We start from the raw sequence: 26,096 nt of genomic DNA, 5'->3' as shown, positions 1-26,096 counted from the left end.
TTTCTTGGCGGCCAGATCCTGCGCCATCTTGTAGTGTTGCTGGATTCAGTTGCACCGTCAATTTCGTGTGATCGATCTGCACACGAAATCAGCCTGCTTCTCCTACTTCTTTCGGATCCGGCAAATCGCCGCGTTGATTCGGTTTCGGAGGCGCGGGCTGGTTCGTCAACGATTGTTTTTGCTCCTGAGTCAAATGGCGATCGCCGGCATTCGGATCGTTTTCAGTCTGGCGAGGCGGGGTTGGTCGAGCAGATTCGGCAGCCATAAAAAACTCCTTTTGTTCCGGGGGATGGGTGACGCACGATTGCATGCAGAGAAAGCGTCTACCACCGCGTCGTTTTGATAAAGCATCGAGCGTGCCGCGCCGCGACGGAACGCGGGCCGAAACGGTAGGCAGTGTCGACTATCCCTTTGGACTGTTTCGACGCGACCGGACAGAACGGGAGTGTCACGATGACCGACTCATTGATTGAAAAAATTACGCGTTCTTTTCGTAAGCGTGACGGTCGAACAGGCGTGCTTCGGTATGCCGATGCCTGCCGCGTTCTGGTAGGGCGCCGGCACATCCCTTGCAAGCTCACCACTCTTCCAAGCTGCACGAAACGGCAAAGCGCTTGCTGGCATTGGGGCGACGGCATGGACATCGCAGGTGACAGGAAATACGTCGTGGCATCTGTGCGTTGCTCGCCCGTGCTCGCGTCATTTGCGGCAGTAGTTAGGGGTTGATGTCGGATCGCGCCGCTCCCGGCGCCAGACTGAGTATTTCCGCAATCAGCCGTTCAGTCGAAACCGGCTTGCTCAACAACGCCTGAAAGCCCGCCATCTGTGCGCGCTGGCTGTCCTCAGAGCCGGTATAGCCGGTCAACGCAATAGCTGGCAATCGCAATTGCACCGGCAGTTGCCGTTCCAACTCCAGAGCCCGCAGCCGGCGCAACACATCGTAGCCGTTTTCGTTTGCGAGCACGATGTCGCACAGCAAGACATGCGGCCATTGGCTGTTCTGCGTCGGTCCTAGCCATTCGAGCGCCTCAGCACCCGACGACGCGAGTCGCACTCGCGCACCGTTCGCGGCTAACACCGCTTCGAGTGCGTCGCGCGCCTCTTCCTGATCGTCTATAGCCATGATCAGCAGGCCGTCGAGCGGCCTCGCGCCCTCAGTGCGCTCAACCGGCGGCGCATTCGCCGCGTCGGGATCGGCGACGGGACGCAGCGGCAACATCGCCACATACGCGAGTCGCCCGCGCCACGGCATCAGCGTAAAGCCGCCGCCCGTCGCGGTCAGCGCCGACTCCATCCGTTGCGCGTCTGACTGCGAAAGCTCCGCCGGCTTGTCACCTGGGCCGAGCACACTGACCCACGCATGATTGTTGTGGCGCTCCGCTCGTAGCGCAATGCGGTGCCCCGGCCCCGCGTGCGCCATCTCGTTGCGGCACAGGTCCGCGATTAGCGGCTGCAACGTGCCAGGGTCGCCGGTCACACGCAGATCGTCATCGCTCAGTTCCGCGTAGAGGGTCACGCGACGTGCCGCAATCTCGTCGTGCAATCCATCGATCACGGCGGCCACCAACGCGGCGAGACTCACCGACTGCGCGGTCACCTTGCGCTGCGCGTGTTCCAGTTCGCCCTGCTGCCATTGCAGCGACCACATCTTCGCGTAGACACCTTCGCACGCGAGCAAGTCGCGATGTGTGCCCTGCTCCACCACGCGGCCATGCTCCATGATCAGAATCCAGTCAGCGTCCACCACGGTGGAAAGCCGATGCGCGATCACGATCGATGTACGCCCTTGCGCGAGACGCGTCAATTCTGTCTGGATCGCTCGCTCGGAGCGCGTGTCGAGCGCGGAAGTCGCTTCGTCGAACACGATGATGCGCGGGTCCTTGAGAATCGCTCGCGCGATTGCGATGCGCTGCCGCTCGCCGCCGGAGAGCCGCACACCGCGCTCACCGACGCGCGTGTCGTAATGGTCGGGCAATCGCTCGATGAATTCGTCCAGTTGCGCGGCGCGCGCCGCGCGCACCACGTCCGCTCGCGTGGCCGTTGCTCGCCCATACGCGATGTTGTAGGCGATCGTCTCGTTGAATAGCACGGTATCTTGCGGCACGATGCCGATCGCCTCGCGCAAGCTTCGCTGTGTGACCTTGCCGATATCTTGCCCATCGATGCGTATCGCGCCGCGTTCGGGTTGATACAGCCGGAACAGCAGCTTCACCAGCGTCGACTTTCCCGACCCGCTACCGCCCACTACTGCGAGCGTCTTGCCCGCATACGCGTGAAAGTCGACATCACGCAGAATCTGGCGCGCGGCATCGTAGCCGAAATCCACATGTTCGAAATCTATCTTTCCGGCGGTGACGACCAGCGGCTTCGACGCAGGGTCGTCGACGTCCTCGCCCACGCGTCCGCGCGTGTCAAGGATGGCAAACATCCGCTCCACGTTGACCAGCGCATCGTTGGTCTCGCGGAACACGAAGCCCAACGTATTCAACGGCATGCAGATCTGGATGATGTACGCGTTCACCAGAATCAGATCCCCGACGCTCATCGTGCCCTCCACCACATGCTGCGCGGCAAGCAGCATGATCGCGCCTATGCCGAGCGCGATCACCGCGCTTTGTCCGACATGCAACGTGCTCAACGCATTCTGATTCGCCGTTCTTGCATGAACCCACTTCTCCAGCACTTCGCTCAAGCGTCTGGTTTCGGTGTCCTCCGTCGCGAAGTATTTGACGGTGTCGTAGTTCAGCAAGCTGTCGACGAGCCGGCCGTCCGATTGCGCTTCCAGCACGTTCGTCGCGCGTTGGAACGCGATCCGCCGCCGCGTGAAGATGAGGGTATACACCGCGTAGCAGACGAACGTGACCGCGATCGTCAGCACGAACTCGCCTGCGTACTTGTGAACCATGATCGCGACGATCGTCGCGATCTCGAAAGCGGTCGGCACGATCGTGAAGAGCGCGACGCCGAGCAGAAATCCGATCCCGTCCGCGCCCTTCTGCACGTCGCGTACGATCGCACCGGTCTCGCGCCCTGCGTGAAAACGCGCGCTCATCCGAAGCAGGTGCGCGAAGGTCCGTTCGGTGAACGCGGCGACCGTGCGCTGCGTGACAATGCTGAACACGACGTCGCGCGCTTCGTTCAGCGCATCGCCGAAAAACCGCAACAACGCGTAAGCCAACACCAGAAAAACCGGAAACAGCGCATGCGCGAGCGGATGACCCAGCTCGTCGACGATGTGCTTCAGCACGAGCGGCATCAGCACGATTGAAAACTTCGCCGTGACCATCAACAACAGGGACACGAGGGCCTGCTTGCGGTAGCGCCACACGGCGAGCGTCAGATCGGCGGCAATGCGGCCTGTCAGACGTGAGCGAGGCGACCCGTTGGAATTCGGCATGGTGATCCAGAGAGACGGCGCGGCCAGCAAGCACCTCATTGGCATCGAAAGACAATGCGGAAAGGATTGCATGACGAAGGGACGGGCGAGCAAGCGGCGCGCCTGCCTATCGGTAAAAGCGGCCCCGCACGAACGTGGTGGCAGTGCACCGCCGACGCTCATCGGCACGATCCATCGTAGTACTGAAGCAAGGGTTTGCCCGAAGTTACATCCGCCTTTGTAGAAACAGGGAACGCCAAAGCGCTTCCCCGAATGAAAACGGGGTATGCCACAGCGCTTCAATGGGTTGCGACAAAGCGTGGGGTTCTTCGGAATGTCTTTCTATAGCGATTGGCACCCCGCCTGCTACCGGCCGCCATCAGCGGGGACCGCGCACATTCGCGTCCGCTGCGCGGCTAGGCGCCACGAGCCGCACAGATCATCGTGCGTCAGGAATTCGCCGCCTCTAACTGGACGTCGCTCGGCACCCGAGGCACGCCATGAACGCCTCGTCAGCCGGATATTTCATGCGCGCGCGAGTTGCTCGGCTGGCAACCGTATACTTCGCTCGACGATGGTTTGCGGCTGACCGCCCGCTATTTCCATGCGCGGGCGGCAAGCGGCTTCGCCGCATCACCGCATGCGGCTGGCGCGCCGCTCGACCTGGACGTGTGCGCGCCGTGGCGTACCGGCGGTCGGCGCTGTCGCTCACATTCAAGCCGTGCCGGAGCAGGAATCGGACACGAGCTAGGGCTCGAGCTTGACCTTGATCCAGCCGGGCTCGCGCAGGTCGAATGCGCGGTACGCCGAGATCGCGTCGGCAATCGGTTCGCGTTGCGTCAGCACGGCCAGCGGATCGAACGACCCGTTACTGACCAGTTCGACCAGATGCGGCGTGATAGCGCGATGGTTGCAATTGCCCATTCTCAGCACGAGGTTGCGGTTCATCGCCTCGCCGATCGGAAACACATGGTCGGTCTGTGGATAGACGCCGATGATCGAGACAGTGCCCGCCTTCGCGACGGCCCGCACCGCCCACGACAACACCTGCGACGGACCGCTCCCTGGCCTCCAGTTGTCGCCATCGGGTTTGGCTTGCGGTGCGACCTGCTTGACCTCCTCATCGAAGGCCTGCTGCTTGTCCTTGTCTTTCTCCGCGGCGGGCCCCTGCGCCGCGCGCACCGCGTCCACGCCGACCGCGTCGATCACCCGGTCCACGCCAATTCCGCCTGTGAGTTGCAAGATCATGTCGACGGGATCTTCTTCGTCGAAGTTGATGACTTCCGCACCCTGCGCGCGGGCCATCTCGAGACGCGACGCAACCCGGTCCACCGCGATCACGCGTCCCGCGCCCATCAGCCTGGCGCTCGCAACCGCAAACTGCCCAACCGGCCCCGCGCCGAAGACTGCCACCGTGTCGCCGGTTCGCACCCCCGCCAGTTGCGCGCCGAAATAACCGGTCGGGAAAATATCGGACAGGAGAATCGCGCGATCGTCGTCGATTGCGTCAGGCAGGCGGATCAGGCTCGCGTTCGCCAGCGGCGTGCGAGCGTACTGAGCCTGCAAGCCCTGAAACGGGCCCGTCATCTTCGGACCGCCGAAAAACGCGGTGCCCGCGGCTGCGCCGTGCGGATTCGCCGTATCGCACTGTGCGGTGTAGCCAGCACGGCAATATGAACAGAACCCGCAGGAGATGGTGGACGGAATCAGGACGCGGTCGCCGCCGCGAAAATTACGCACCGCGCGGCCCACTTCCTCGATTATGCCGACACCTTCATGGCCGAGGATAGTGCCGGGCACCATGTCGCCCAGCGTACCCCGCACCATGTGCAGATCGGTGCCGCAAATGGCGCTGGAAGTGAGACGCACCAGCGCGTCAGTGGGCTGTTGTAGTTCCGGTTCCGGAACGTTGTCGAGACGAATGTCGCCGACGCCGTGAAACACCACCGCTTTCATCATGAACTCCTTCCGACGACGCGCGTTCAAGGCCGTCGATCACGTTCTGCAAAATATGTTGCGCCTTATAAGAAGTCCGACGGCTCCACTGGCGCTCTGCGTCCGTGTCGTCGGCAAGGTTCGGCCAGCTCATATCGCCCGCACAGCATCGCAGCCTTAACGCTCGTTGCCAGCGGCGCATTGGCGGGACTGGAAACGCCCCATGCCACTGACGGCGCCTTATTGATTGCCGACTGATTTTGAGACCTCGGCCGGGCTGCTGGATTGCTGTTCAGGCAAAGCAGCAGCGCCTTCTGCACCTCGACGAATTTTCGGCTCGCACCCCGGTCACCTGCGACGTCGTCATCTAAGCCTTGCTGAACCAGGATAAAAGTACGGTCGCGGTATGCCGATCTACACCAACGACTGTTCCCGCGCAATTTTCTATGCTCTCGCGTCGAATGTCGCCGTGGCGCTCTGCAAGTACCTCGTCGCTACTTACAGGCACTCTGGATCGGCGCTCGCGCAAGCCATTCATTCGAGCGCCGACTGCCTGAATCAACGCTCCTTCACTCCACGAGCACTCGCACCGCCTGGTCCGACTGGTTACGGGAGGCAGGCGCACCAGGCCTGCAGGGTATCCGCCATCTCGACTTCGATCATGTCTTTCTCCGATTGGGCGCAGCCACTGAAGACCTCGGCGTGACGTTGGCGTCGCTGCCGCTCATCGAGCGCGAAATCGCAACAGGGCGTCTCGTGTGTCCGATATCAGAGCCGGCGTGGCGCGGACCCGATTACACGTTGGTCGTGAACACGGATCGCGCGGACGACGACGCAGTCACTGCATTCAAAGAGTGGATCATGGCGACGGCGGCGCAAAATCCGGTCGAGTCGGCTCGGCGCGACCCTACACACAAACTTCGTCGAACTACACCGGGTACGAAACGATCGCGGCGCTAGTTGTGATAGTGACGTAGATGAGCCATTACACCGAGTCAGTCAGACCGTCGCCGGTAACTCTTATTCGAACAACAGGGCTACGATGAACTTGGCCGGTGCGCTCCTTTAAAGCGTAACGGTATGTGTGAAACATCGAGGCCGGCTACAAACACGTGCCCCTCCTTCCGAGCGTGGGACGGTCTTTAAGTATCCCTCCATGGTGTGTCCTCTTCATACGTTGCCCGGATTGATACATTGGCGGTGAACAGGCGACGAGTATGCGTGCGCACTCGGGCGATTCACGGTGCGATCATTTAGCGCGGACAGTTCCAAGACCCGGGTGAAGCGGATCGCCGCACTTGCGCTCGCGTTTCAGCCGTACGGCCGGTTCGCGTTACCCGGCTTCTCGCAGGCGCGCAAGTTCTGGTACCAATGGTTCATGGCGCTCGATGGCGGCCCGGATGCCGTGCGAGCCGATCCGAAAGGTTTCGCACGGATTCAGTGGGAGACCTGGTCGCCGCCGGGCTGGTTCGATGACGAAGAGTTCGCTCGGAGTGCGGCGAGCTTCGACAATGCCGACTGGCTGCCGATCACTCTGAATGGTTATCGCCGCCGCTGGCGGCAAGATGAACCATCCGATCCGGCTTACGCAGAGCTACGGCAGCAGCTTGCGACGATCGGCCGTATCGGCGTGCCCACGTTGATGGTGTAAGGAGGCGCGGACCTGTGCGATGAGCCGGCAGAGTCGGAGGGTATGGAGGCGCATTCTAGCGGCGGCTATCGTCGGATCGTGATGGAGGGCGTCGGCCACTTTCCGCTACGCGAAGCCCCGGAAGCGGTGTCCGATGCGTTGATCGAACATGTGAGCTGATGCCCGCAGCATGCCTTCGGCAGGGTGGGGCCGCTGGTGTCCTTCGCGAGCGCACCAAACCCAAGGCGCGGCGCCACCCACGCAACTCGCAACGGCCACCTGCCGATCGCCGCGGCTGAGCGGGACGGCACAGGCGCCATCGGGGCTGGGCGCGCCGGCACCGGGGCAAGCCGCCCCGTAGCGCGCAGACAAAGGTGCCGATACCGAGGGCGACAATGACGGCAACAACGGCGGCGACAAGAGCAGCGCTTGGGGAAAAGACAAAGCCTCCGGCAAGCATCCCGGCAAAAAACCTTTGATCGTGCTTTCAGTCGTGCTCGTCGTGCTTGCTCTGGGAGCGTTCATCTGGTGGTTCGCGACGCGTAACCAGATGAGCACCGACGATTCCTACGTCGACGGCAATGCCATCACCATCGCGCCGAGAGCCTCGGGCTACGTGGCGCAGCTCGCCATCGATGAAAGCGTCGTCGCGCGGCAGCGCGCGCTCGATCTCGCGCGCGACAGCTATCGCAAAGGTTTCGTCTCGTTCATCGATGTGCCCGACGCCGCGCGCCAGACTAGCGAAGCGCAGCGTACCGTGCAGCAGGCCAGCTTCAGGTCTGCACCGATCTCGTCTCGCTTTACAAGGCGCTCGGTGGCGGCTGGAATGCGCAGGCGACTGCACCGGTGGGTCAATCGTGTAATTGGTGCGCGTCACGCTTATATTGCGGCCAAACCGGGCGTGGAAAGGCGGCGATGGCTCTGATCGCTTGCAGTCCACGCTGTTTCCGCGGACGTCAGGTACTACTTAGGAGTCCACTCCTTCCCTTCCTCTGGACGCATCGCGCTGTGCAATTCCGGCACCGGAAGACGCCGGCACGCAAGCGATGATGGGGTATGCAATTTGCTGCGACCGTTAATGGGAAGCGGGTCGCCGAAGCATCGGACATCGCTATCGAACGCGGCCGCGACGGACGTTTGCCAGTTTCAACAAAGGACGACTGCGAGCTTGACTGATAGAGGAGCATCACGCGGTTAGATAAACAGATACGTTGGCCTTTTCGAATCCCTTAGCCTCGGAGGCAATCATGCAATGTGGGTACCATGGGTGGATCATTGATGCCACGCCGGATTTTGGTTTCGGGAAGTTCTTCGCGCATGCCCGGCTGGTCCGCGCGACCACCGACGACGACGTAGACGGGGAAATGCACATTGAACGTAATCTTTCGTGGTTCGATACCGAGGAAGAGGCAATCGAGGTCGCCCAGCAATGGGCATTCGCATGGATCGGCAAGCGCGACGGGGACCTGGCAGCCAGGCAGTTCGTGACGCCGACCATCCAAAGTGACATTTCGGCCGGAGTGTCGGCGGGATGAAATGCTGCAGGTCGCATCGCGGGCCTGACGTAACGAGTGGATAGTGGCGCCCGGCTACCGGTCGTTAGGCCGGCGGTAATCGACGGGAGCGTAGTTCATGAGGGCGAGTGTCGAGCCCTCATGAACTACGTCCTCATGCGTCCTCTGCATGCGGTCCTCACAAATTACCGATTTCGCTTAAGCGGCAAAAAAATCCGGCGACTGCGGTGGTATCTAACTGCTAAATGATATGCGGCTCCTGCTTCCGCGCCTCTGTAGACCGGTGTACGCTGGGCAGTCGGCGCCCTCGCCGCCCATGCAGCCGGGCCCGCGGCTATGGATTTGCGCGTGTTGCTGGTTGACGATTCCGAAGACACGCTCGATGCCTTCCGCGCATTGCTTGAAATGAAAGGCGCGAAGGTCCGTGCCGAACTCAGCGGAAAGGCGGCGCTTGCCGCAGCAGCCGAAGCCCGGTTTGATCTGATCCTGTCGGATATCGGCATGCCAGGAATGAGCGGCTATGAACTCATGGCGCAGCTTCGCAAATCACCCCGGATGGCAACCACGCCAGCAATCGCCTTGACCGGATTTGGACGCGAAAAAGACGCGTCCGAAGCGCTGCAGGCCGGCTTCAATGCCCACGTTGCCAAACCCGTATCGCTGGCTGCGTTACTCGCCGCAGTCCGCCAATCCGGTTTGGCTCGCGACGACACGTAGAAACGCCTGGGCCGCCGGCAATAATTTGATACGCTGCCATCCGGGTGCGGACTCAACCGGTCGATGCAGAGTAATGTGGCGGCTGGAGTGTTGCCATGAAGGAGAGACCCCGGATCTACTACAGCGAGAGCCAGAAGGCGTTCATGTGGGAGCGCCCGCGCAAAGGCGACACGCCTCATCAGATTGCGCGATTGCTCTCGGCGCGACCTCTTCGGTCGCCCCAACTCTCATTGCTTCATCTTGCCCGTCGTCTTGGCACCCGGCGCGCCTTGCGGAGACATGCCGCTCTCACGCTGCTGCATTAATGTCCCGCTTCCAGGTTTCGGGCTGCCGACGTCCGCAGCGCGGCCCATGCTTTGGCTATCGGTGCCCGGGTGCGTGTTTTTCGTGCCCTGGTCATCGGGCGTCGCGGTGCTTTTATCGGTCTGCGCAACCCCAGAGGTACCAGCAATGAGAGAAAAAATGCCCACTGTCGCCACTATCCACTTCATGATCGTCTCCAGTTCGAGTAGCGCCATTAGCGCTGCCTCCGTGCACTCTGGCGAGCATGTGTCATACCAGACGCCGCCTGCACGGCGAGGCATTCCTGGCAAAACGCGAGGGGTGACGCAAAACCCAACGTTTTGACTGGCCGGTCATTTCATTTGCGGGCCGACCTTCGCGTGGTCGTTCCGGACCGCAACGGCGAGTTGCTCACGTTCGCTGAAACGCGGCAATTTCCGGGCAACAGAAACGACGTGCGCTCGGCAGCCGCGCTGTACGCGCTGTCCCGCATCGAGCATTACTTCCATCAACTCCCGCGCACGCAGCGAGAACAATCTCATAGGACTACGCCCTGACCCTGCCAACTGCTATCGAGAGGAATGCCAGGCAACAGGCCGTCATTCGCGAACTTGGCGTTGCGCGCGACTTTGACGTCGACATAGAGCGGGAACAACTCGTCACTTTCCTTCGACTATCTCATGCCACGGGGGCTTCGCGCTTGCGTGCCGAGCATCAGCGGCCGCGTGGACTTGCGGATTTAACCGATCGGTGCAACACAAAGGAAGTCGCACGAGCGCTACGAACGGGTGCCCGCGGTTTCTTTTTACGGGGAGCGTCTTGAACTGCCTCCTCCCGGAAATGCCCACCCTCGGGGCGCTCAAAAACTGCGGCGTGATCCGGCCGGCCAACATGCGACGCGGCCTCCCATTACTCCAGCCCTTCGTGCTTCAAGGCAAGCTGTACGGCCGCACGCGAGCGCATCCGTGCCGAAAAATCAGTCAACTTTTGCGGCATTTCGATTCCCACTTTTTCCGCCCAGAGCAGCATGGTGAACAAATAGGCATCTGCCACGCTCGCTTCGCTGCCAAAGAGGTAATCTCCCTTGAACATGGCCGCAATCTGTTGGAAGCGCTGGCCGACCTTTTCGCGTGCTGTTGTTGCGTCGGCATCCGAGGTGGGCTTAAAAACATGGCCGAACTGCTTGTGAATTTCAGTCGAAATGAACGCTAGCATTTCCAGCAGGCGCAGCCCGCCGGGTTCGGCGTTCGGCGCAAGCGCCGGTTTGCGCTGGGCGACCCACGAAAGGATTGCGATGTTTTCAGTGAGTCGCTGACCATCGTCCATCTCTAGCGTTGGGACGTAGCCTTTTGGATTGATTTGCTCGAAATTCTCTCCGGTCTCGGTCTCCTTGGTCTTCAGGTCGACACGAACCCTGTCGAACGTGAGATCGGCCTCGTGCATCGCGATATGGTCGGCAAGGCTGCAGGCACCGGGTGAATAGTAGAGCTTCATGATAAGCGTCTCCTTGTCGTAAAAGGGCTGGGCCGTCCTCAGGAGAGCAAGGGTCGTGCCGTCGCCCATACACGGAATCGATTGGCTGGGACCGTAATGCGCGGGAGAGGCGATGAATCAGGTCGCCTAGGGCGTTGGGCCCCGCGTCGGTGCAGCGGTGATGTCAGGTACGGTTCGGCTCGATTTTAAAAACGCGCTCTACCGCGAGGAAGCACTGAACAGTATTCTTCCGCTCTAGCGCAGCGCACGGTCGCCATAGCAAAAACGACCGGCTGCTGGTCGCAATGCAGATACGTGGAACACTAACTCCGGGACCTGTCCCAGGAAATCCGAGCACTTCAGGTGAACTGACGCAGTTATCTGGACCTGTCCAGGAAATCCGAGCAGTTCACCGTCTCGCACACGTCCGGGTTTTGCGCTATTCGTTCTCGTCGAAGTAGTGCCCGAACTTGAGCTGCTTGGTGCGGATATAGCGCTCGTTCTCCTCGCGCATCGGAATCGCCAGCGCGACCCGCTCGCACACCGGAATGCCATGCTTGGACAGCGTGTCGAACTTCTCCGGATTGTTGCTCATCAAGCGCACCGAGGTGACCTTCAGTGTGCGCAGAATACCCGCGGCCGAATCGTATTCGCGCGAATCGTCCGGCAGGCCGAGGTCGAGATTGGCCTCGACGGTATCGCGCCCCTGCTCCTGTAGCGCATACGCGCGAATCTTGTTCGACAGGCCGATGCCGCGCCCTTCGTGGCCGCGCAAATACAGCAGCACGCCGCAGCCTTCGGCCGCGATATAGCGCAGCGCGAGGTCGAGCTGCTCGCCGCAGTCGCAACGGTACGAACCGAGCACGTCGCCCGTGAGGCACTCGGAATGCAGGCGCGTCAACACGGACGACTGGTTGGCGACATCGCCCATCACGAGCGCGAGATGTTCGGCGCCGCTTTCACACACGCGGAACACGTAGGAAGTGAACGTGCCGTAGCGCGTGGGAAGCGTGGCAGTGGCGTCGAGAACGACGCACTCGCCGTTGATTGCGCCGTCTGCTGCGGGCGATGGATCGTGAGACGTGAGCATGGCGTTGGACAGTGGTGCTGACATGAACCCGATCAAACCGGGGATAAGGTATGGAGTGCGAGTTTACCGCTAATCCGCGTAGCGCACCCGTATGACCCTGCCTGGTGCACGGAGCGGCGCATGGCGCGCTGCGGCGCGGCAGCGCTACCTCAATTGAACGCGCGGCGCGCCACACGTATTCCCGAACTACTGGGGCGGCGCGTCCCGCCTATACTGGAATGGCCTGTCCCACACGACAGCGCGCCGTGCCGGTGCGCTGCACTGCGAAACGGAGCCGCTCCATGACAAGCGTTGCCCAGCTTCTTAAAACGAAACCGACCAACACCGGCGTCTTCACGATCGGCGCCGACGATTCCGTCTACGAGGCGATCCGACTGATGGCCGAAAAGGGCATCGGCGCACTGGTCGTGACGGACGGTGACAGCATCGCCGGCATCATCACGGAGCGTGACTATGCGCGCAAGGTGGTGCTGATGGATCGTTCTTCGAAGGCCACGCCGGTGCGCGACATCATGAGCAAGGCGGTGCGCTTCGTGCGTCCCGACCAGACCACCGAAGACTGCATGGCGCTGATGACCGAGCGGCGCATGCGCCACTTGCCGGTGATCGAGAACGACCGGCTGGTCGGCATGGTGTCGATCGGCGACCTGGTGAAGAACATCATCGCCGAGCAGCAATTCACGATACAGCAGCTCGAGTTCTATATTCACGGCGAGCGGCCTTGAGGGCCGGCGCGGCATGTTGATCGCCGCCAGAACGGCAGCGCGAGCGCGAAAAACGGTGCAAAAAAAGCCCAATCTTCAATAGGTTGGGCGAAGCTACCTTGCGGCAGCGGAGGTTCCTTGAATTGAACCGGGAGCGTCTCGCCTCACGCGCGGCATGGCGCAAGCGGGTGCGTGCACCGCTGCGATTGCCGGATCGCGGATCGCGCACGGCTTGATCGCGTTGCGATGCCGTCCGGGCATGTCATCGACACCCCCGCACTGACGCCGTGACCACCTCAGATTCCTCGTAGACGTGCAGGCGTACGTAGCTCGGCGCACGCTTGTGAGCCATTCGCTGCGCCGCGCAACAGGTGGCCGCCTACACCGGCCACCCGTTTCCCGATTCGACTACTGCCCCTGGCGAAAACTCAATTGCCGAAATACACGCCCTTCGGCCCGCTCATCGGCTGCAGCATGCCGCCTGCTTGCGACGAACCGCTCATCGGCGCTCCGTACCCGCTTGTATCGGCGACCGGGTGGGTCTGCGCGACAGTCGGGTTCTGTGCCTGCACACGGCGCTCGGCGGCCTGGACGTCGGCCGGGTAGCTGACGTCGTTCGAGGTGGCCGGGTTGTAGCCGGCCTGTTCAATCTGGATCAATTCGTTGCGAACATCCGCGCGCGTCACGGGTTGCTGGCTGGCCTGCGCGAACGCGGCGACCGGAGCTGCAAGAATGGCTGCAATTGCGACTGCCTTGATGAGCGATTTCATGATGACGTACCTCCAGACTTGGTGTCTTTGCATCGCTTTCCACACAAAGTGCGAAGCGAATGAATTGAGTCTAGTCACCAGAATGGCACGGGAAAACCCTAAATTTGGCGATACATAATTGCTTGATTCGCAAGCTTTCCCGGAGATTACCCAACGTGATGCGAGTTAAATTTCCATTTCCGGTAATAATTGTCGCCTCGTAAGCCGTTGTGTCTGATGCTTCTCAGATATGTCTAATCTGAGCAGTTTTTACCACGATGCATGGCGTCGGCGGTCGAATTTGCGCAGGGTTTTTATGCACCGGAATGCGGCATCATCAGCAGTTTGCGCGGGCCGCTGACGAAGGCGCTGCCCGGTTCGAAAAACCGCAGCGGTCGATGCATTTCGCGCGACAAGCCGATGCGCGTCGTCACGCCGATCGGCGTGTCGCCCCGCTCGATCACGCCGATCCACAGCCCGCGTCCTGTGCACAGATCGCGGCCATCGAATGTCTGGTCGATCCCGAACGCCATCGTCAGACGGCCCGGACCGCGCGCGAGATCGCGCAGCGGCACGCCGGGGCGCCGCGCTTCCATCAGCGGCAGCCCTTCGAGCGGCTCGACCGCGCGCACCAGGATGCCGGCGCCGATCTCATGCGCTTCGGCGGACAGATTGAGCATGTACGACAGTCCATAGGTGAGCCGCACATAGGCATGCCCGGGCGCGAGAAACATCGAGCCGTTATGCGGACGGCGGCCGATAGACGCGTGACTGGTGGAATCGCCGAGCGGGTAAGCCTCGGTTTCGACGATCCGCCCGCTCATGCGCCCTTCCGGCAGATCGTGCACGAGATATTTGCCGACCATGAAGCGCGCCAGTGCGACCGTGTCGACCGGTAAATCGTCGCGGCGCAGCGGCGCAATAGAAAGCAGTTCATTTCGCATGCGTTGTCCCCGATTATCGAAATCCGATCGACGAAGTTTCAAATAAATGCCCACGATCCGTAGGCGCAGGTTATTCCAAAGCCTGGGAAAGCCACGCCGAAAGTGGATTAAATATCATGCAAACACGGAATCAAAGAACCTAAACCCCGACATCACCCTGTTCTCATCAGTCCAATCGTTGTGTCAAAGCCTCATTTCGAGACAGCCTGGCGTCAACATGGCACTAATTGTTGTATTGTTCTCTCCTGCCGGCAGTCCGCCTTTGCCGGGTTGCGCACGCTCGTACACAAGCTTGTACACGACCCGAATCGGCATACGGATTGAAAGCTTTCGCACGGCGCGCATTACCGTTCCATTCAGATTTGATCCGGTTTTACTCGTTGGTGTAGCAAACCGTCCCCACCCGGGGACTGCGTACTTATGACAATAGGAGAAAGTTGAATGAAAGCATTCCCGGCAATGAAGATGATCGGCGGCGCGCTGATCGTTCTGGCGTCCCTCAATGCCTATGCGCAAAGCAGCGAAGCTGCCGCATCTGCGGCCACGACGGCGGCGCCGACGGCCAAGCAGACCAAGGCGGCTAACCGCGCCTTGCAACGCAAGGTCCGCAGCGCACTGTCGAAGACGAAGGGCGTGAGCGTGGCGCACATCACCGTGCGCGCGCGCGACGGTAACGTGACACTGGAAGGTTCGGTGCCGGAACAATCGCAACTCGACCTCGCGACGACAGCAGCGCAAGGCGTGCCGGGCGTGAAGTCGGTCAAGAATGCGCTGACGATTCGTGCTGAAGGCGGCCAGTAATCGGATAGCTTTGCTGTAGAGAACCAGGTGGGCGCCAGTGTCCGGCTGCGCGACATTGGTGCCCCCGAATGGTGTCGAACCGGTTGGTTGGCGCCATACCTTTCGGCCGACACGACTCGCGTGCGCCCAGCGCAATCGCCGTTCATCCCAACCCACCGCCCACCAGCTGCGCAGTTCTGCGCAGGCGATCTGTCTCCCCGAATCTTCTTCCTTTGCGTCGCGACCAGCGCGCCGCTTGGGGCATCATTACGTCTGCCGTCAATGCAGCGCCAGAACACGGTGAAATCACGGCCGCCCAAAATTATCTCTTATAATTTAATACGTTACGTACCATTGTTGACACATTAATTTAACTATAGGCCCGCTTCAATCCGGGGCAATGCCGCGCCGTCCCAGTCATCGACAAGCCTTTAAAGGAAGCCCGCATGACCGCACCCACGCCTGTCCTGCCCCGCTGGACCCTGATCGCGCCCTTTATCGCCTGGCTAGTGCTCGGCGCCGCGTATGCGATGCCGGGCAATGCGCTGCTGCTCGCGGTGATCGGCGTGGCGCTATGCGCTGCGGTGTTCACAGCGGTGCACCACGCGGAGGTCGTCGCGCATCGCGTCGGCGAGCCGTTCGGCACGCTGGTGCTGGCCGTGGCGGTGACCGTCATCGAAGTCGCGCTGATCGTGTCGGTGATGCTGTCCTCCGGCCCCGAGAAGGCCGGCCTCGCGCGCGACACCGTGTTCGCGGCAGTGATGATCGTGTGCAACGGGATCGTCGGTCTTTGCCTGCTGGTGGGCGGCATCCGCCACCTGGAGCAGGACTTCCAGAGCCGCGGCGCGGCCGCCGCGCTGGCCGTGCTCGCATCCTTGTCCGTGCTGACGCTCGTCATGCCGAACTACACGACCACCAGCGTCGGTCCGATCCTGTCGGCGTCGCAGCTGGCGTTCGCCGGATTCTCGTCGCTGGTGCTCTATTGCGTATTCGTGTTCGTGCAGACCGTGCGCCATCGCGATTACTTCCTCGCCGGCGTGCCCGACGAAGACGTGCACGCCGCGCCGCCGAGCGCCGGCCTCGCGCTCCTGAGCGGCGTGCTGCTGCTGGTGTGCCTCGTCGCCGTGGTGCTGCTCGCGAAGGTGCTGTCGCCGGTCGTGGAAACCGCGGTGCAGAATGCGGGCGCGCCGCCGGCGGTGGTCGGGATCATCATTGCCGCGCTGGTGCTGTTGCCCGAAGGCCTTGCCGCCGTGCGCGCGGCGCGCGCCGACCGCTTGCAGAACAGCCTGAATCTCGCGCTTGGCTCGGCGCTGGCCAGTATCGGCCTCACCATTCCAACCGTTGCCGGCGTGTTCCTGTACACGGGGCAGCCGCTCGTGCTCGGCATCACCGGCAAGGAGACCGTGCTGCTGGCGCTGACGCTGGTGGTCGGCACGCTCACGCTCAGCACCGGACGCACGACGATTCTGCAAGGCGCCGTGCATCTGTCGCTGTTCGCGGCCTATCTGTTCCTGTCGTTCGCGCCCTGAAGCAGTGGCCGGCGCGCTGCCTGCCGCTGCTCCGCGCCGCTCTACTCCTGCCAATGCGCCGCGATCCAGTCGCGGAACAGGTTCAGCTTCTGCTGATGCGCGACCGAGTCCGGATAGACGAAGTAATAGCGCCAGCCGGTTTTGAGCACGGTATCGAACGGCCGCACCAGGCGCCGCGCCGCGACATCCTCGTCGATCAGCGCAAGGTCGCTGATCGCGACGCCGAAGCCCTGCAACGCGGCGTTGGTCGCCATGTCGAGCGTATCGAAGCTCGGGCCGTGTTCGGCGTCGATCGTGGCGGCGTCGGCGCCATCCGCCTCGCCCACCTTGGCGAGCCACATCTTCCAGTCGCGATGATCGCGCGTGGGATGCAGCAGCGTATGGCGCGCGAGGTCCGCCACCTGCGCAAGCGGCTTATCCTTCAGCAGCTCGGGCGCGCATACCGGCGTTAGACGCTCTTCGAACAACGGCACGGTCTGCACGTCCGCACCCGGCGACGACGCGTAGATGATCGCGGCGTCGAACGGCTCGCTCTGGAAGTCGACGGCATGCTGCCAGGTCGTCGTGATCTGCACGTGCAGATCGGGATATTCGCCCTGGAAACGCATGATTTTCGGCAGCATCCAGCGCATCACACAGGTCGGGACCTTCAGCGCGAGATCGGTGCGTTGCCGGGTCAGACGCAGCGAAATCTCCTCGATGCGGGCAAAGCTCTCCTTGACCGCGGGCAGCAGCATCTCGCCTTCGGCGGTCAGCGTCAGGCCTTTCGCGTGCCGTCTGAAGAGCGGGAACTTGTAGTAGTCCTCGAGCGCGATGATCTGCCGGCTCACTGCGCCTTGCGTCAGGCACAAGTGATCGGCGGCGCGCGTAAAGCTGCGATGACGCGCGACGGTTTCGAAAATCTGCAGCGCATTGAGCGGCGGAAGGCGTCGCATCGGGATATCCAGAATCAGAAAAAGTCATTGCGCTGGCAGCGCGGCGCGAATCGCCGATACGCCCGCCAGGCCCACAGGATACGCGATCCGAAATAGCCGCACGAGAGGCGAATACGCAATCCGGCATGCATTCGGCTCATGGTGCGCCGTACGGACAGCGGGTCCGCGAGCCTTTTCGCACCGGCGCGGGGCGAAACGCTGCGTCCGCCGCACCAGAACCGAGCTTTCCTCATGGCTCGGTGACGATCGTTCCGGCGCGCCAGGCATGGACGTTAACCCGTATGCGCCACTGAATCGGCGCTCCCGCCGGACGAACGGCGCCGGCACCGCCCGTCGCTCATGCATCGAAGCATGAGCTTACGTCATGCCGCCCATGCGCATATTTCGTTTGTTGAGGGATTTTGGCAAACCTAGAGTGCATCAACGCGGCGCATCCGGGCAAACAGCAGGCAAACCGGCCACGCACGGCAACGCAAGTCAGCGGCGCAGCGGCAGCGGTCACTAGCGAATCTCACCAGGCAACAGGCGTTCATCACAGGAGACCGCCATGCAAGACATCAAACGGACCAGAAGGCAGGTCATCAAAACGATCGGCACGGCGCTGGCGGCGTCCACGCTGCCGATGCCGTTCATCAGCTTGCGCGCCCAGGAACAGAACTTCAGCGGCAAGACGCTGCGCCTCCTGACCTGGTCGGACGACACCGGCGCGGCCGCGCTGCGCAATATCGCCGCCACCTTCACGGCGAAGACCGGCGCCAAGGTGATCGCCGATCGCGCCGACGGCACCTCCGGCATGGTCGCCAAACTCAAGGCCGCGGGCGAGCGCCCGACCTACGACGTGATCACGCTGGCCGGCGTCGGCGCGGCGGGTCTCGGCGACGCGGGTCTGCTGATGAAGCCCGATCTCGACAAGCTGCCTAACCTCAAGGACGTCGCGCCGCAATACCGCACCGGCGCGAACGGCTTCGGCGTCGGCTATCTGCTGTGGTCGGACGGTTTGATCTACAACACGGCGACGGTCAAGAACGCGCCGACGTCATATGAAGCGCTGTGGGACCCGAAGTACGCCGGCCGCGTGTTCCTGCCGCCGCCCGAGTGGGCCGAAGCGGTGGACCTCGCGATCATTGCCGCGAAGATGAACGGCGGCTCGCAGCAGAACATCGAGCCGGGTTTCAAGAAGCTGATGCAGCTGAAAGACCATGTGATGACGCTCGGCGAGAACCCGAACCAGGTGGCCGACCTGTTCCGCACCGGCTCCCTCGATATCGGCGGCATCTATTCGCCGGCCTTTTTCCCCGACCAGATCCGCAAGCCCGAGTACAAGATGGCCGTGACCTACGGGATGAAGGAAGGCTTTGCGACGCAGCTGATGTTCACGGTGATCCCCAAATCGCATCCGGGCGACAGCGATCTGATCCACGCGTTCATCAATCACTCGCTCGACGCGGGCGTGCAAGGCCGCATGGCCGCCGACGTGCTGAACGGCCCGGTCAATTCGAAGGCGGTGATTCCCGCCGCCAGCCGCGCGTTCGTGCCGAGCCCGCAGCAGATCGCCGAGAAAGCCGTGCTGCACGACGACAAGGCGCTCGCCGTCGTGCAACCGGCATGGATCAAGCGCTACACCGAAATCTTCTCGGCATGACGGCGATGCTCGCGCGCTTTTCGCGGCGTGCTTCGGCGGCGCCGGAGCCGGAGTCGAAGCCGCAGGCTGAGTGGGACGCGGCGCCCGGCACGCCGCCGGACCAACCCGCCGCCAGCGCGTTGGCGAAGGCCCGGCCGTGGCTGCTGCTCACGCCGATCCTGCTGTTTCTCGCGTTGCTCGGCGCGGCCGCGCTGGTCGTGCTGCGCATGAGCTTCGGCACGCCGGGCAACGAATGGCGCGGCTTCACGCTGCAAAACTACGCGGACCTGCTCGACGGCTACTTCATCAAATCGTTGTGGCTCACGTTGCGGCTCGCGTTTCAAAGCATGATCTGCGCGGTCGTGCTGGCGATTCCCGTCGCGCTGGCCATGGCGCGCACGAAATCGCGGCTCGCGCGCCGGCTGCTGCTCGCCGGCGTCCTGCTGCCGCTGCTCGTCAATCTGCTGCTGCAAGGCTACGGCTGGCTGATCATTCTCGGGCCGGCCGGACTGCTCAATCACGCGTTGCTCGCGAGCGGTCTCGTAGAGCGTCCGGTGATGTGGCTGTATCGCGAGCATGGTGTGTTGCTCGGCCTGATCCAGACCGCGTTTCCGCTCGCCGTGCTGCCGCTTTCCAGCGCGATGCGCGCCGTCTCGCTCGCTTATGAAGAAGCCGCCGCGACGCTCGGCGCGACCCGCTGGCAAACGCTGCGCCACGTGTTGTTGCCGCTCGCGATGCCGGGCCTCGTGTCGGGCGCCCTGCTGGTGTTCGCGTACAACGCGAGCGCGTTCGCCGTGCCCCTGCTGCTCGGCGGACGGCGCGTGCCGATGCTCGCCGTGCTGGTCCACGATCAGGTCGCGCCGTTGCTCAACTGGCCGGCGGCGTCTGCATCGGGTGTCGTTCTGATGATCGCCACGCTCGCCGTGATGGCGGTTTCGCAGCGCCTCGTGCGCCGCACGCAGCGTCTCGCCGAGGAGCCCCACGCATGAGCACGCCGCTTCCCACCCCGCGTTTGCCGGGACGCTCGCCACGCCTGCCGCGTTTTCCGTTGCTGCCGCGTCTGCCGAACACCATGCCCGGCCAGCTCGGCCGCGCCACCGCGCTGTTCGCCGCGATCGTGCTGTTCCTCGCCGCGCTGCCCATCCTCACGATGATCACGATGTCGTTCAGCGCGGCCGACACGCTCGAATTTCCGCCGCACGCGTACAGCCTGCATTGGTATCGCGCCGCGTGGCACAGCTTCGTGTCGCCGGATGCGAGCGACTCGCTGTCGATGGGCGCCGCGCTGACCACGAGTCTCGTCGTCGCGCTCTCGACGATGCTGATCGCCACCCTCGTCTCGGTGCCCGCCGCCTATGCGTTGAGCCGCTACCGCTTTCTCGGCAAGCCCGCGGTCGAACAACTGGTCGCGCTGCCGCTCGTTTATCCGCTGGTGATGCTCGGCCTGTCGCTGCTGCTGGTGTTCAACGTGCTGCCGGTCGAACTCGGCGTGTTCCGCCTGATCATCGCGCATGTGATTCTGGCGCTGCCGTTCACGGTGAAAAATTGCGCGGCGTCGGTTGCGTCGATCGGCCCGGAGTTCGAGGAAGCCGCCTGCGTGATGGGTGCAAGCCCCGGCCGCGCGCTCGTCGACGTGATTCTGCCGCTGATGCGCCCAGGCATTCTCGCCGGCATGCTGTTCGCGTTCATCGTGTCGTTCAACGAGTTCACGGTGACCTTCTTCCTGTACGGCATCGATACGATGACGCTGCCGGTGTGGCTCTACAGCCGCACGGTGTCCTCGCTCGATCCGACCGTGTTCTGTTTCGCCGTCGTCATCGTCGTGATCGACTTCGCGCTGATCTGGCTGCTCGAAAAGCTGATCGGCGACGAAGGGGTCGCACTTTGAGCGCGCCGCTCATTTCACCCACGGCGCGCGCATGACCTCACTTTGCTGGAGCATCCGATGACCCATCTGACCTTGCAGGCCGTGAGCCGCCGCTTCGGCGCGGCGCATGCTGTCGACAGCGTCGATCTGAGCGTTCCCGACGGCAAGCTGGTGTGCTTTCTCGGCCCGTCCGGCTGCGGCAAGACCACGCTGCTGCGGATGATCGCCGGCCTCGAAACGCCCACTGCGGGCAGCATCCATTTCGCCGGCCGCGACATCACGCGCTTGCCGGCCAATCAGCGCGACTTCGGCATGGTGTTCCAGTCGCTCGCGCTGTTTCCGCACATGACGGTTGCGCAGAACGTCGCGTATCCGCTGAAGGTGCGCAAGACCCCGAAGGCGCAGCAGACGCGCCGCGTCGCCGAGCTGCTCGAGCTGATCCAGTTGCCGCATATGGCGAACCGGCCCGTCACGCAACTCTCGGGCGGCCAGCGCCAGCGCGTGGCGATTGCGCGCGCGATCGCGTCGCAGCCGAAACTGCTGCTGCTCGACGAGCCGCTTTCCGCGCTCGACGCCAAGCTGCGCGAAGCCATGCAGGTGGAAATCCGCCTGCTGCAACAGCGTCTGGGCATCACGACGATCATGGTCACGCACGACCAGCGCGAAGCGATGACGATGGCCGATGAAATCGTCGTGATGGAGAAAGGCCGCATCGCGCAGGTCGGCAAGCCGCTCGACATCTATCGCGATCCGGTCAGCGAGTTCGTCGCCGACTTCATCGGCCTCGGCAATATCCTCCCCGTCACGTACGATGGCGGTGGCGGCGTGAGCTTGCCGGGCGGCCGGCGCATCGCGCTCGCGCAAAGCACGCGCGTGCCGCAGTCCAGCACCGCGATCCGCTTGCTGATCCGGCCGGAAGACATCTGCGTGAAGACCGCGGCGACAGCGTCGGCGGCCGCCGGCGCAGCCGGACCGAACCGGCTCGCCGGCACCGTCACGTTCATTCGCGACGTGGGCGCGTCGCTCGAAGCGACGATCGACTGCGCGGGCTTCACGCTGACCGCCGCGACCACGCCGCGCGAAACGCCGGGGCTCACGCTCGGCATGCCGGTGCTCGCGGAATTGCCGCCGCACGCGTGCAAGCTGATCGCGGCGCGTTCCACGCATTGAGCGCCGCCCCTCGATTCCGCTTACCGCAACCCATTCCAATTCCAACGCTTTCGACAGAGGACCCATCATGAATCAGCGCGCCGTTGCTCACTCGCAGATCCGCCGCGTGTTCGCCACGCTCGCCGCCGCGCTTGCCTTCACCGGCGCCGGCGCACTCTGCGCATTGCCGTCGGCCGCGCATGCCGATGCGCTCGACAACATCGCGAAGTCGGGCACGGTGCGCATCGGCGTGTTCGAGGACTATCCGCCGTTCGGCTCGATCGGTCCGGACATGAAGCCGATGGGCTACGACATCGACGTCGCCAATCTGATCGGCAAGGCCCTCAACGCGAAGGTCGAACTCGTGCAGGTCACGGGCGACAACCGCATGGCCTACCTCGCCGACCACAAGGCGGACATGCTGCTGTCGGTCGGTCAGACGCCGGAGCGCGAAAAGGTGATCGACTTCTCGCAGCCTTACGCGCCCTACTACCTCGCCGTGTTCGGCCCGAAGTCGCTGCCCGTGAAGAACGCCGCCGACCTCGCCGGCAAGTCGATCTCGGTCGCGCGCGGCACGCTGGAAGACCTGAGCGTCACGAAGATCGCGCCGCCCTCCGCCAACATCAAACGTTTCGACGATCCGAACGGCGCAATTTCGGCGTTTCTTTCTGGTCAGGTACAGTTGATGGTAGTCGGCAACGACGTCGGCGCCACGATTCTCGCGCGTCATCCGGCGAACGATCCGGAGCAGAAGTTCTCGCTGTTCAGCTCGCCGGATCACGTCGGCCTGAACAAGAACGAGCCGCGCCTGAAACAGAAAGTCGACGAAACGATTGCCAAGGCCCGCAAGGACGGCACGATGAACGCGATTTCGCAGAAATGGCTGCGCGCGCCGCTGCCCGCGGATCTTTGATTTTTTTGCGCGGAGTTTGACCTCACGATGAGCGCGACGCCATGACCTATGCGTTCGATTTCAGCGGCTTCGGCCTCTATGCGGGGATGCTCGTGCGCGGCCTCGCCGTGACCCTTGGGCTCACCGCGGTCTCCACGGTGCTCGGCGGCCTCGTCGGGATCGGCGGCGCGAGCATCGCGGTGGCCGGGCCGAAATGGGCGCGCTGGGTGGTGGCAAGCTATGTGGAATTGATCCGCAACACGCCGTTCATCGTGCAGCTGTTCTTCGTGTTCTTCGGCTTGCCGAGCCTCGGCATCCATATCGACGAAATTCAGGCCGCGATCCTCGCGATGACCGTCAACCTCGGCGCGTATGCGATCGAGATCGTGCGCGCCGGCATCGATTCGATTCCGCGCGGCCAGGTCCAGGCGGCGCAGGCGCTCGGCCTGCATGGACGGCAGGTGTTCCGCCACGTCGTGCTGCCGCAGGCGATCGCCAACGTGTTTCCCGCGCTGTTGAGCCAGGTGTTGATCGTGATGCTCGGCTCGGCGGTGGTGTCGCAGATCTCGGTGCCCGATCTGACCTATGCGGCCAACTTCATCCAGTCGCGCAACTTCCGCTCGTTCGAGAGTTACCTGATCATCACCGCGACCTATCTGCTGATGTCGATCGTGTTGCGGCAGATCCTCAACCGCTTCGGGCGCGGCCTGTTCGCGGGCCGGGTCGCGCGCGGCAACGACAGCGCGCCGCGCAACTGGCGCAGCCGCCTGATGTGGCGCGGCGCGCGCACCCTGCCGACGGAGCGCTGATCATGATCGAATTCACGCTGTGGGACATCGCCCGCAATCTGTTGCTCGCCGCCCGCTGGACGGTGCTGCTGTCGTTGATCGCGTTCGTCGGCGGCGGTGTGGTCGGGCTGCTGCTGCTCGCGATGCGCGTGTCGCCGGTTGCGTGGCTGCGCCGCATCGTCGTGCTGTATGTGGAAGTGTTTCAGGGCACGCCGCTCCTGATGCAGCTGTTTCTTGCGTTCTTCGGTTTGCCGCTGCTCGGGGTCGACGTGTCGCCGTGGGTCGCGGCGACCGTCACGTTGACGCTCTATACGAGCGCGTATCTGGTCGACATCTGGCGCGGCTGCGTCGAAGCGGTGCCGCGCGGGCAGTGGGCCGCGGGCGCGAGCCTCGGCATGACGTTCAGCCAGCAGTTGCGCTACATCGTGTGGCCGCAGGCGCTGAAGATCGCCGTCGCGCCGACGGTCGGCTTTCTCGTGCAGGTGGTGAAAAGCACGGCGCTCGCGTCGATCATCGGCTTCACCGAACTGACCAAGACCGGCACGATGATCACCAACGCCGCGTTCCGTCCGTTTCCGATCTACGGGATGGTCGCGATGATGTATTTCGCGATGTGCTTCCCGTTGACGTGGTACGCCCGGGTGCTCGAAAAGCGGCAGAAGGTCGGGCAGCATCGCTGAGGACGTGGCGTGCGCGAGTTGTCCTCGGCACGCGCATCTGTAAAAGCGGCAACCGCGTTATGCACGGTTGCCGTTTTTTTTGCACCGGGTCTTGCGCTTTTTTTGCACTGCCGGATAGCACCGCACTAACGCCCGATGCCTAACGCGCCGCCTGCGTCGACTTGCGCAGCTTCGCCACGTCAGCCGCGGTCACCGCCGGCGCGCCGTTGTTCCAGCCGGCCCGCACGAAGGTGAGCACGTCGGCGATCTGCTGGTCGTCGAGCACCGGCGCGAACTTCGGCATCGGATACGGCGCGGGCACACCGCCGACCACGAGGTCCTCCGTGCCGTTCAGCGTGACGTTGATCAACGACGACGGGTCCTGCTCCAGCACATTCGGATTGCCGGCCAACGGCGCGAGCATCGGCGCGAAGCCACGGCCGTCGACACCGTGACAGTGCATGCAATAGGCCGTATAGACGCGCGCGCCGGCATCGTTCGCGGGACGGTTCAACGAGATTTTGGTCGCCTGCGGATCGAACGTATAAGGCGGCGCGCCGCTGCCGCCCGCCGGCGGCAATGACTTCAGATAGGTTGTCATTGCTGCGATGTCGGCGTCGCTCATGTGCTGCGTGCTGTTGTTGATCGCGCTGGTCATCGAGCCGAACGCCGACGCATGGCGATTCGCGCCGGTCTTCAGGAACGCCTGCAAGTCCTGATCGTTCCAGCGGCCCAGCCCGACATTGTGCGCGCCGGTCAGATTCGCCGCGAACCAGCCGTCGAGCACGCCGCCGGTGAGAAACGCGCTGCCGCTTTCATCGAGCGCCTTCTCCTGGAACCCGATGCCGCGCGGCGTATGGCACGACCCGCAGTGCCCGAGCCCCTGAATCAGATACGCGCCGCGATTCCATGCGGCATCCTTGCCCGGCTTGTCCTGATAGACGCCCTTCTCCAGAAACGCCATATTCCAGGACTTCAGCGGCCAGCGCAGGTTCAACGGCCATTTGATGTCCGGCTCGCGGTTCGCCTGCTGCACCGGCGCGACGCCGCTCATGAAAAACGCGTACAGCGCTTTCATGTCGTCGTCGTTGATTTTCGCGTAGGACGGATACGGCATCGCCGGGTACAGGTTGTGGCCGTCTTTCGCGACGCCTTCGCGCATTGCCCGCGCGAAGTCCTGTTCCGTGTAGCCGCCGATGCCGGTCCGCGAATCGGGTGTGATGTTGGTGGTGTAGATCTGGCCCATCGGCGTATTCATCGGCAGGCCGCCCGCGAACGGCTTGCCCTTCGGCGCCGTGTGACAGGCGACGCAATCGCCGACTTTCGCCAGATACGCGCCACGTTGCACCAGCGCCGGGTCCGCCTGCGCGGCCGCATGAACCGGCGCCTGTCCGATGAACGGCAGCGCCACGCACAAAGCCGCGCCGAAACCCTTCAGTGTGTTTTTCATGTCCGGGCTCCC

General features: G+C 63.1%; 23 protein-coding genes and 3 pseudogenes. 16 read left to right on the top strand and 10 right to left on the bottom strand.

The window, feature by feature from the left end; all coding sequences use genetic code 11:
* Positions 1–88: 88 nt before the first annotated feature.
* From PQR02_RS22460 to PQR02_RS22450, 3 genes are all read right to left on the bottom strand, one after another.
* A complete protein-coding gene (locus PQR02_RS22460; RefSeq protein WP_408235994.1) occupies positions 89–265 on the bottom strand; it encodes a hypothetical protein in 177 nt (58 codons plus the stop codon).
* A 450-nt stretch (positions 266–715) separates the two neighbouring features.
* Positions 716–3,397, bottom strand: coding sequence for an ATP-binding cassette domain-containing protein (locus tag PQR02_RS22455; RefSeq protein ID WP_408235991.1), 2,682 nt, complete (start codon positions 3,395–3,397; stop codon positions 716–718).
* A gap of 726 nt (positions 3,398–4,123) precedes the next feature.
* Complete coding sequence (locus tag PQR02_RS22450; RefSeq protein ID WP_408236111.1) at positions 4,124–5,332, bottom strand: zinc-dependent alcohol dehydrogenase; 1,209 nt, start codon at positions 5,330–5,332, stop codon at positions 4,124–4,126.
* Positions 5,333–5,860: 528 nt separating this feature from the next.
* Between PQR02_RS22450 and PQR02_RS22445 the strand changes: the two are divergent.
* The 6 genes and pseudogenes from PQR02_RS22445 to PQR02_RS22420 form a co-directional block, all read left to right on the top strand.
* Positions 5,861–6,271: pseudogene (locus tag PQR02_RS22445) on the top strand (LysR substrate-binding domain-containing protein); the annotation flags it as partial.
* A 283-nt stretch (positions 6,272–6,554) separates the two neighbouring features.
* Positions 6,555–6,962, top strand: a complete 408-nt coding sequence (locus PQR02_RS22440; protein WP_408235988.1) for a hypothetical protein — start codon at positions 6,555–6,557, stop codon at positions 6,960–6,962.
* Positions 6,963–7,395: 433 nt separating this feature from the next.
* A pseudogene (locus tag PQR02_RS22435) lies at positions 7,396–7,588 on the top strand (HlyD family secretion protein); the annotation flags it as partial.
* Positions 7,570–7,787 (top strand): annotated as a pseudogene (locus PQR02_RS22430) (efflux transporter outer membrane subunit); the annotation flags it as partial. The pseudogenes PQR02_RS22435 and PQR02_RS22430, both read left to right, overlap by 19 nt.
* A 365-nt stretch (positions 7,788–8,152) precedes the next feature.
* Positions 8,153–8,476 (top strand): hypothetical protein, encoded by a 324-nt coding sequence (locus PQR02_RS22425; protein ID WP_408235986.1) that lies wholly within the window; start codon positions 8,153–8,155, stop codon positions 8,474–8,476.
* 327 nt (positions 8,477–8,803) lie between these two features.
* Complete coding sequence (locus PQR02_RS22420; RefSeq protein ID WP_408235983.1) at positions 8,804–9,172, top strand: response regulator; 369 nt, start codon at positions 8,804–8,806, stop codon at positions 9,170–9,172.
* A gap of 227 nt (positions 9,173–9,399) precedes the next feature.
* Here PQR02_RS22420 and PQR02_RS22415 read toward each other — a convergent pair whose 3' ends face one another.
* The 3 genes from PQR02_RS22415 to ribA all read right to left on the bottom strand — a co-directional run bounded on the left by PQR02_RS22415 (position 9,400) and on the right by ribA (position 12,017).
* Positions 9,400–9,690 carry a hypothetical protein gene (locus PQR02_RS22415; protein ID WP_408235980.1) on the bottom strand — a complete coding sequence of 97 codons (291 nt, stop codon included), beginning with the start codon at positions 9,688–9,690 and terminating at the stop codon, positions 9,400–9,402.
* A gap of 673 nt (positions 9,691–10,363) precedes the next feature.
* Positions 10,364–10,948, bottom strand: a complete 585-nt coding sequence (locus PQR02_RS22410; protein ID WP_408235977.1) for a glutathione binding-like protein — start codon at positions 10,946–10,948, stop codon at positions 10,364–10,366.
* Between the two features lie 418 nt (positions 10,949–11,366).
* Positions 11,367–12,017 (bottom strand): GTP cyclohydrolase II, encoded by a 651-nt coding sequence (ribA, locus tag PQR02_RS22405; RefSeq protein WP_042328071.1) that lies wholly within the window; start codon positions 12,015–12,017, stop codon positions 11,367–11,369.
* 281 nt (positions 12,018–12,298) lie between these two features.
* On the opposite strand from ribA, the gene PQR02_RS22400 reads away from it, so the two are divergent.
* Positions 12,299–12,742: a CBS domain-containing protein gene (locus PQR02_RS22400; RefSeq protein ID WP_408235974.1), complete on the top strand. Its 444-nt coding sequence runs from the start codon at positions 12,299–12,301 to the stop codon at positions 12,740–12,742.
* Positions 12,743–13,149: 407 nt separating this feature from the next.
* Here PQR02_RS22400 and PQR02_RS22395 read toward each other — a convergent pair whose 3' ends face one another.
* Together PQR02_RS22395 and PQR02_RS22390 are read right to left on the bottom strand one after the other, a co-directional pair.
* A complete protein-coding gene (locus PQR02_RS22395; RefSeq protein WP_408235971.1) occupies positions 13,150–13,491 on the bottom strand; it encodes a DUF4148 domain-containing protein in 342 nt (113 codons plus the stop codon).
* A gap of 293 nt (positions 13,492–13,784) precedes the next feature.
* Positions 13,785–14,414, bottom strand: coding sequence for a DNA-3-methyladenine glycosylase (locus tag PQR02_RS22390; RefSeq protein ID WP_408235968.1), 630 nt, complete (start codon positions 14,412–14,414; stop codon positions 13,785–13,787).
* Between the two features lie 441 nt (positions 14,415–14,855).
* Between PQR02_RS22390 and PQR02_RS22385 the strand changes: the two genes are divergently transcribed.
* Together PQR02_RS22385 and PQR02_RS22380 are read left to right on the top strand one after the other, a co-directional pair.
* Positions 14,856–15,215: a BON domain-containing protein gene (locus PQR02_RS22385; protein ID WP_408235965.1), complete on the top strand. Its 360-nt coding sequence runs from the start codon at positions 14,856–14,858 to the stop codon at positions 15,213–15,215.
* Between the two features lie 425 nt (positions 15,216–15,640).
* A complete protein-coding gene (locus PQR02_RS22380; protein ID WP_408235962.1) occupies positions 15,641–16,723 on the top strand; it encodes a calcium:cation antiporter in 1,083 nt (360 codons plus the stop codon).
* Between the two features lie 41 nt (positions 16,724–16,764).
* On the opposite strand, the gene PQR02_RS22375 is transcribed toward PQR02_RS22380, so the two are convergent.
* Positions 16,765–17,658, bottom strand: a complete 894-nt coding sequence (locus PQR02_RS22375) for a LysR substrate-binding domain-containing protein (RefSeq protein WP_408235959.1) — start codon at positions 17,656–17,658, stop codon at positions 16,765–16,767.
* A gap of 547 nt (positions 17,659–18,205) precedes the next feature.
* On the opposite strand from PQR02_RS22375, the gene PQR02_RS22370 reads away from it, so the two are divergent.
* From PQR02_RS22370 to PQR02_RS22340, 7 genes are all read left to right on the top strand, one after another.
* The gene (locus PQR02_RS22370) at positions 18,206–19,300 is read left to right on the top strand and encodes an ABC transporter substrate-binding protein (protein ID WP_408235956.1); all 1,095 of its coding nucleotides are present in this window, start codon (positions 18,206–18,208) and stop codon (positions 19,298–19,300) included.
* Complete coding sequence (locus tag PQR02_RS22365) at positions 19,297–20,268, top strand: ABC transporter permease (RefSeq protein ID WP_408236108.1); 972 nt, start codon at positions 19,297–19,299, stop codon at positions 20,266–20,268. The genes PQR02_RS22370 and PQR02_RS22365 overlap by 4 nt, the downstream gene beginning before the upstream one ends.
* Positions 20,265–21,167, top strand: a complete 903-nt coding sequence (locus PQR02_RS22360) for an ABC transporter permease (RefSeq protein ID WP_408235953.1) — start codon at positions 20,265–20,267, stop codon at positions 21,165–21,167. Before PQR02_RS22365 ends, PQR02_RS22360 begins: the two co-directional genes overlap by 4 nt.
* Positions 21,168–21,224: 57 nt before the next feature.
* On the top strand, positions 21,225–22,316 hold the full coding sequence (locus PQR02_RS22355) for an ABC transporter ATP-binding protein (protein ID WP_408235950.1): 1,092 nt from the start codon (positions 21,225–21,227) through the stop codon (positions 22,314–22,316).
* A 67-nt stretch (positions 22,317–22,383) separates the two neighbouring features.
* Positions 22,384–23,208: a transporter substrate-binding domain-containing protein gene (locus tag PQR02_RS22350; RefSeq protein ID WP_408235947.1), complete on the top strand. Its 825-nt coding sequence runs from the start codon at positions 22,384–22,386 to the stop codon at positions 23,206–23,208.
* Positions 23,209–23,249: 41 nt separating this feature from the next.
* Complete coding sequence (locus PQR02_RS22345; protein ID WP_408235944.1) at positions 23,250–23,996, top strand: amino acid ABC transporter permease; 747 nt, start codon at positions 23,250–23,252, stop codon at positions 23,994–23,996.
* Between the two features lie 2 nt (positions 23,997–23,998).
* A complete protein-coding gene (locus PQR02_RS22340) occupies positions 23,999–24,655 on the top strand; it encodes an amino acid ABC transporter permease (protein WP_408235941.1) in 657 nt (218 codons plus the stop codon).
* 139 nt (positions 24,656–24,794) lie between these two features.
* Here the strand turns inward: PQR02_RS22340 and PQR02_RS22335 are convergent, their stop codons facing one another.
* Complete coding sequence (locus PQR02_RS22335; RefSeq protein WP_408235938.1) at positions 24,795–26,084, bottom strand: c-type cytochrome; 1,290 nt, start codon at positions 26,082–26,084, stop codon at positions 24,795–24,797.
* Between the last annotated feature and the right edge of the window lie 12 nt (positions 26,085–26,096).

It is taken from the genome of Paraburkholderia sediminicola, assembly GCF_046026895.1.
GTDB classification, from domain to species: Bacteria; Pseudomonadota; Gammaproteobacteria; order Burkholderiales; family Burkholderiaceae; genus Paraburkholderia; species Paraburkholderia sediminicola_C.
This window is presented reverse-complemented; position numbering and strand designations above follow the sequence as displayed.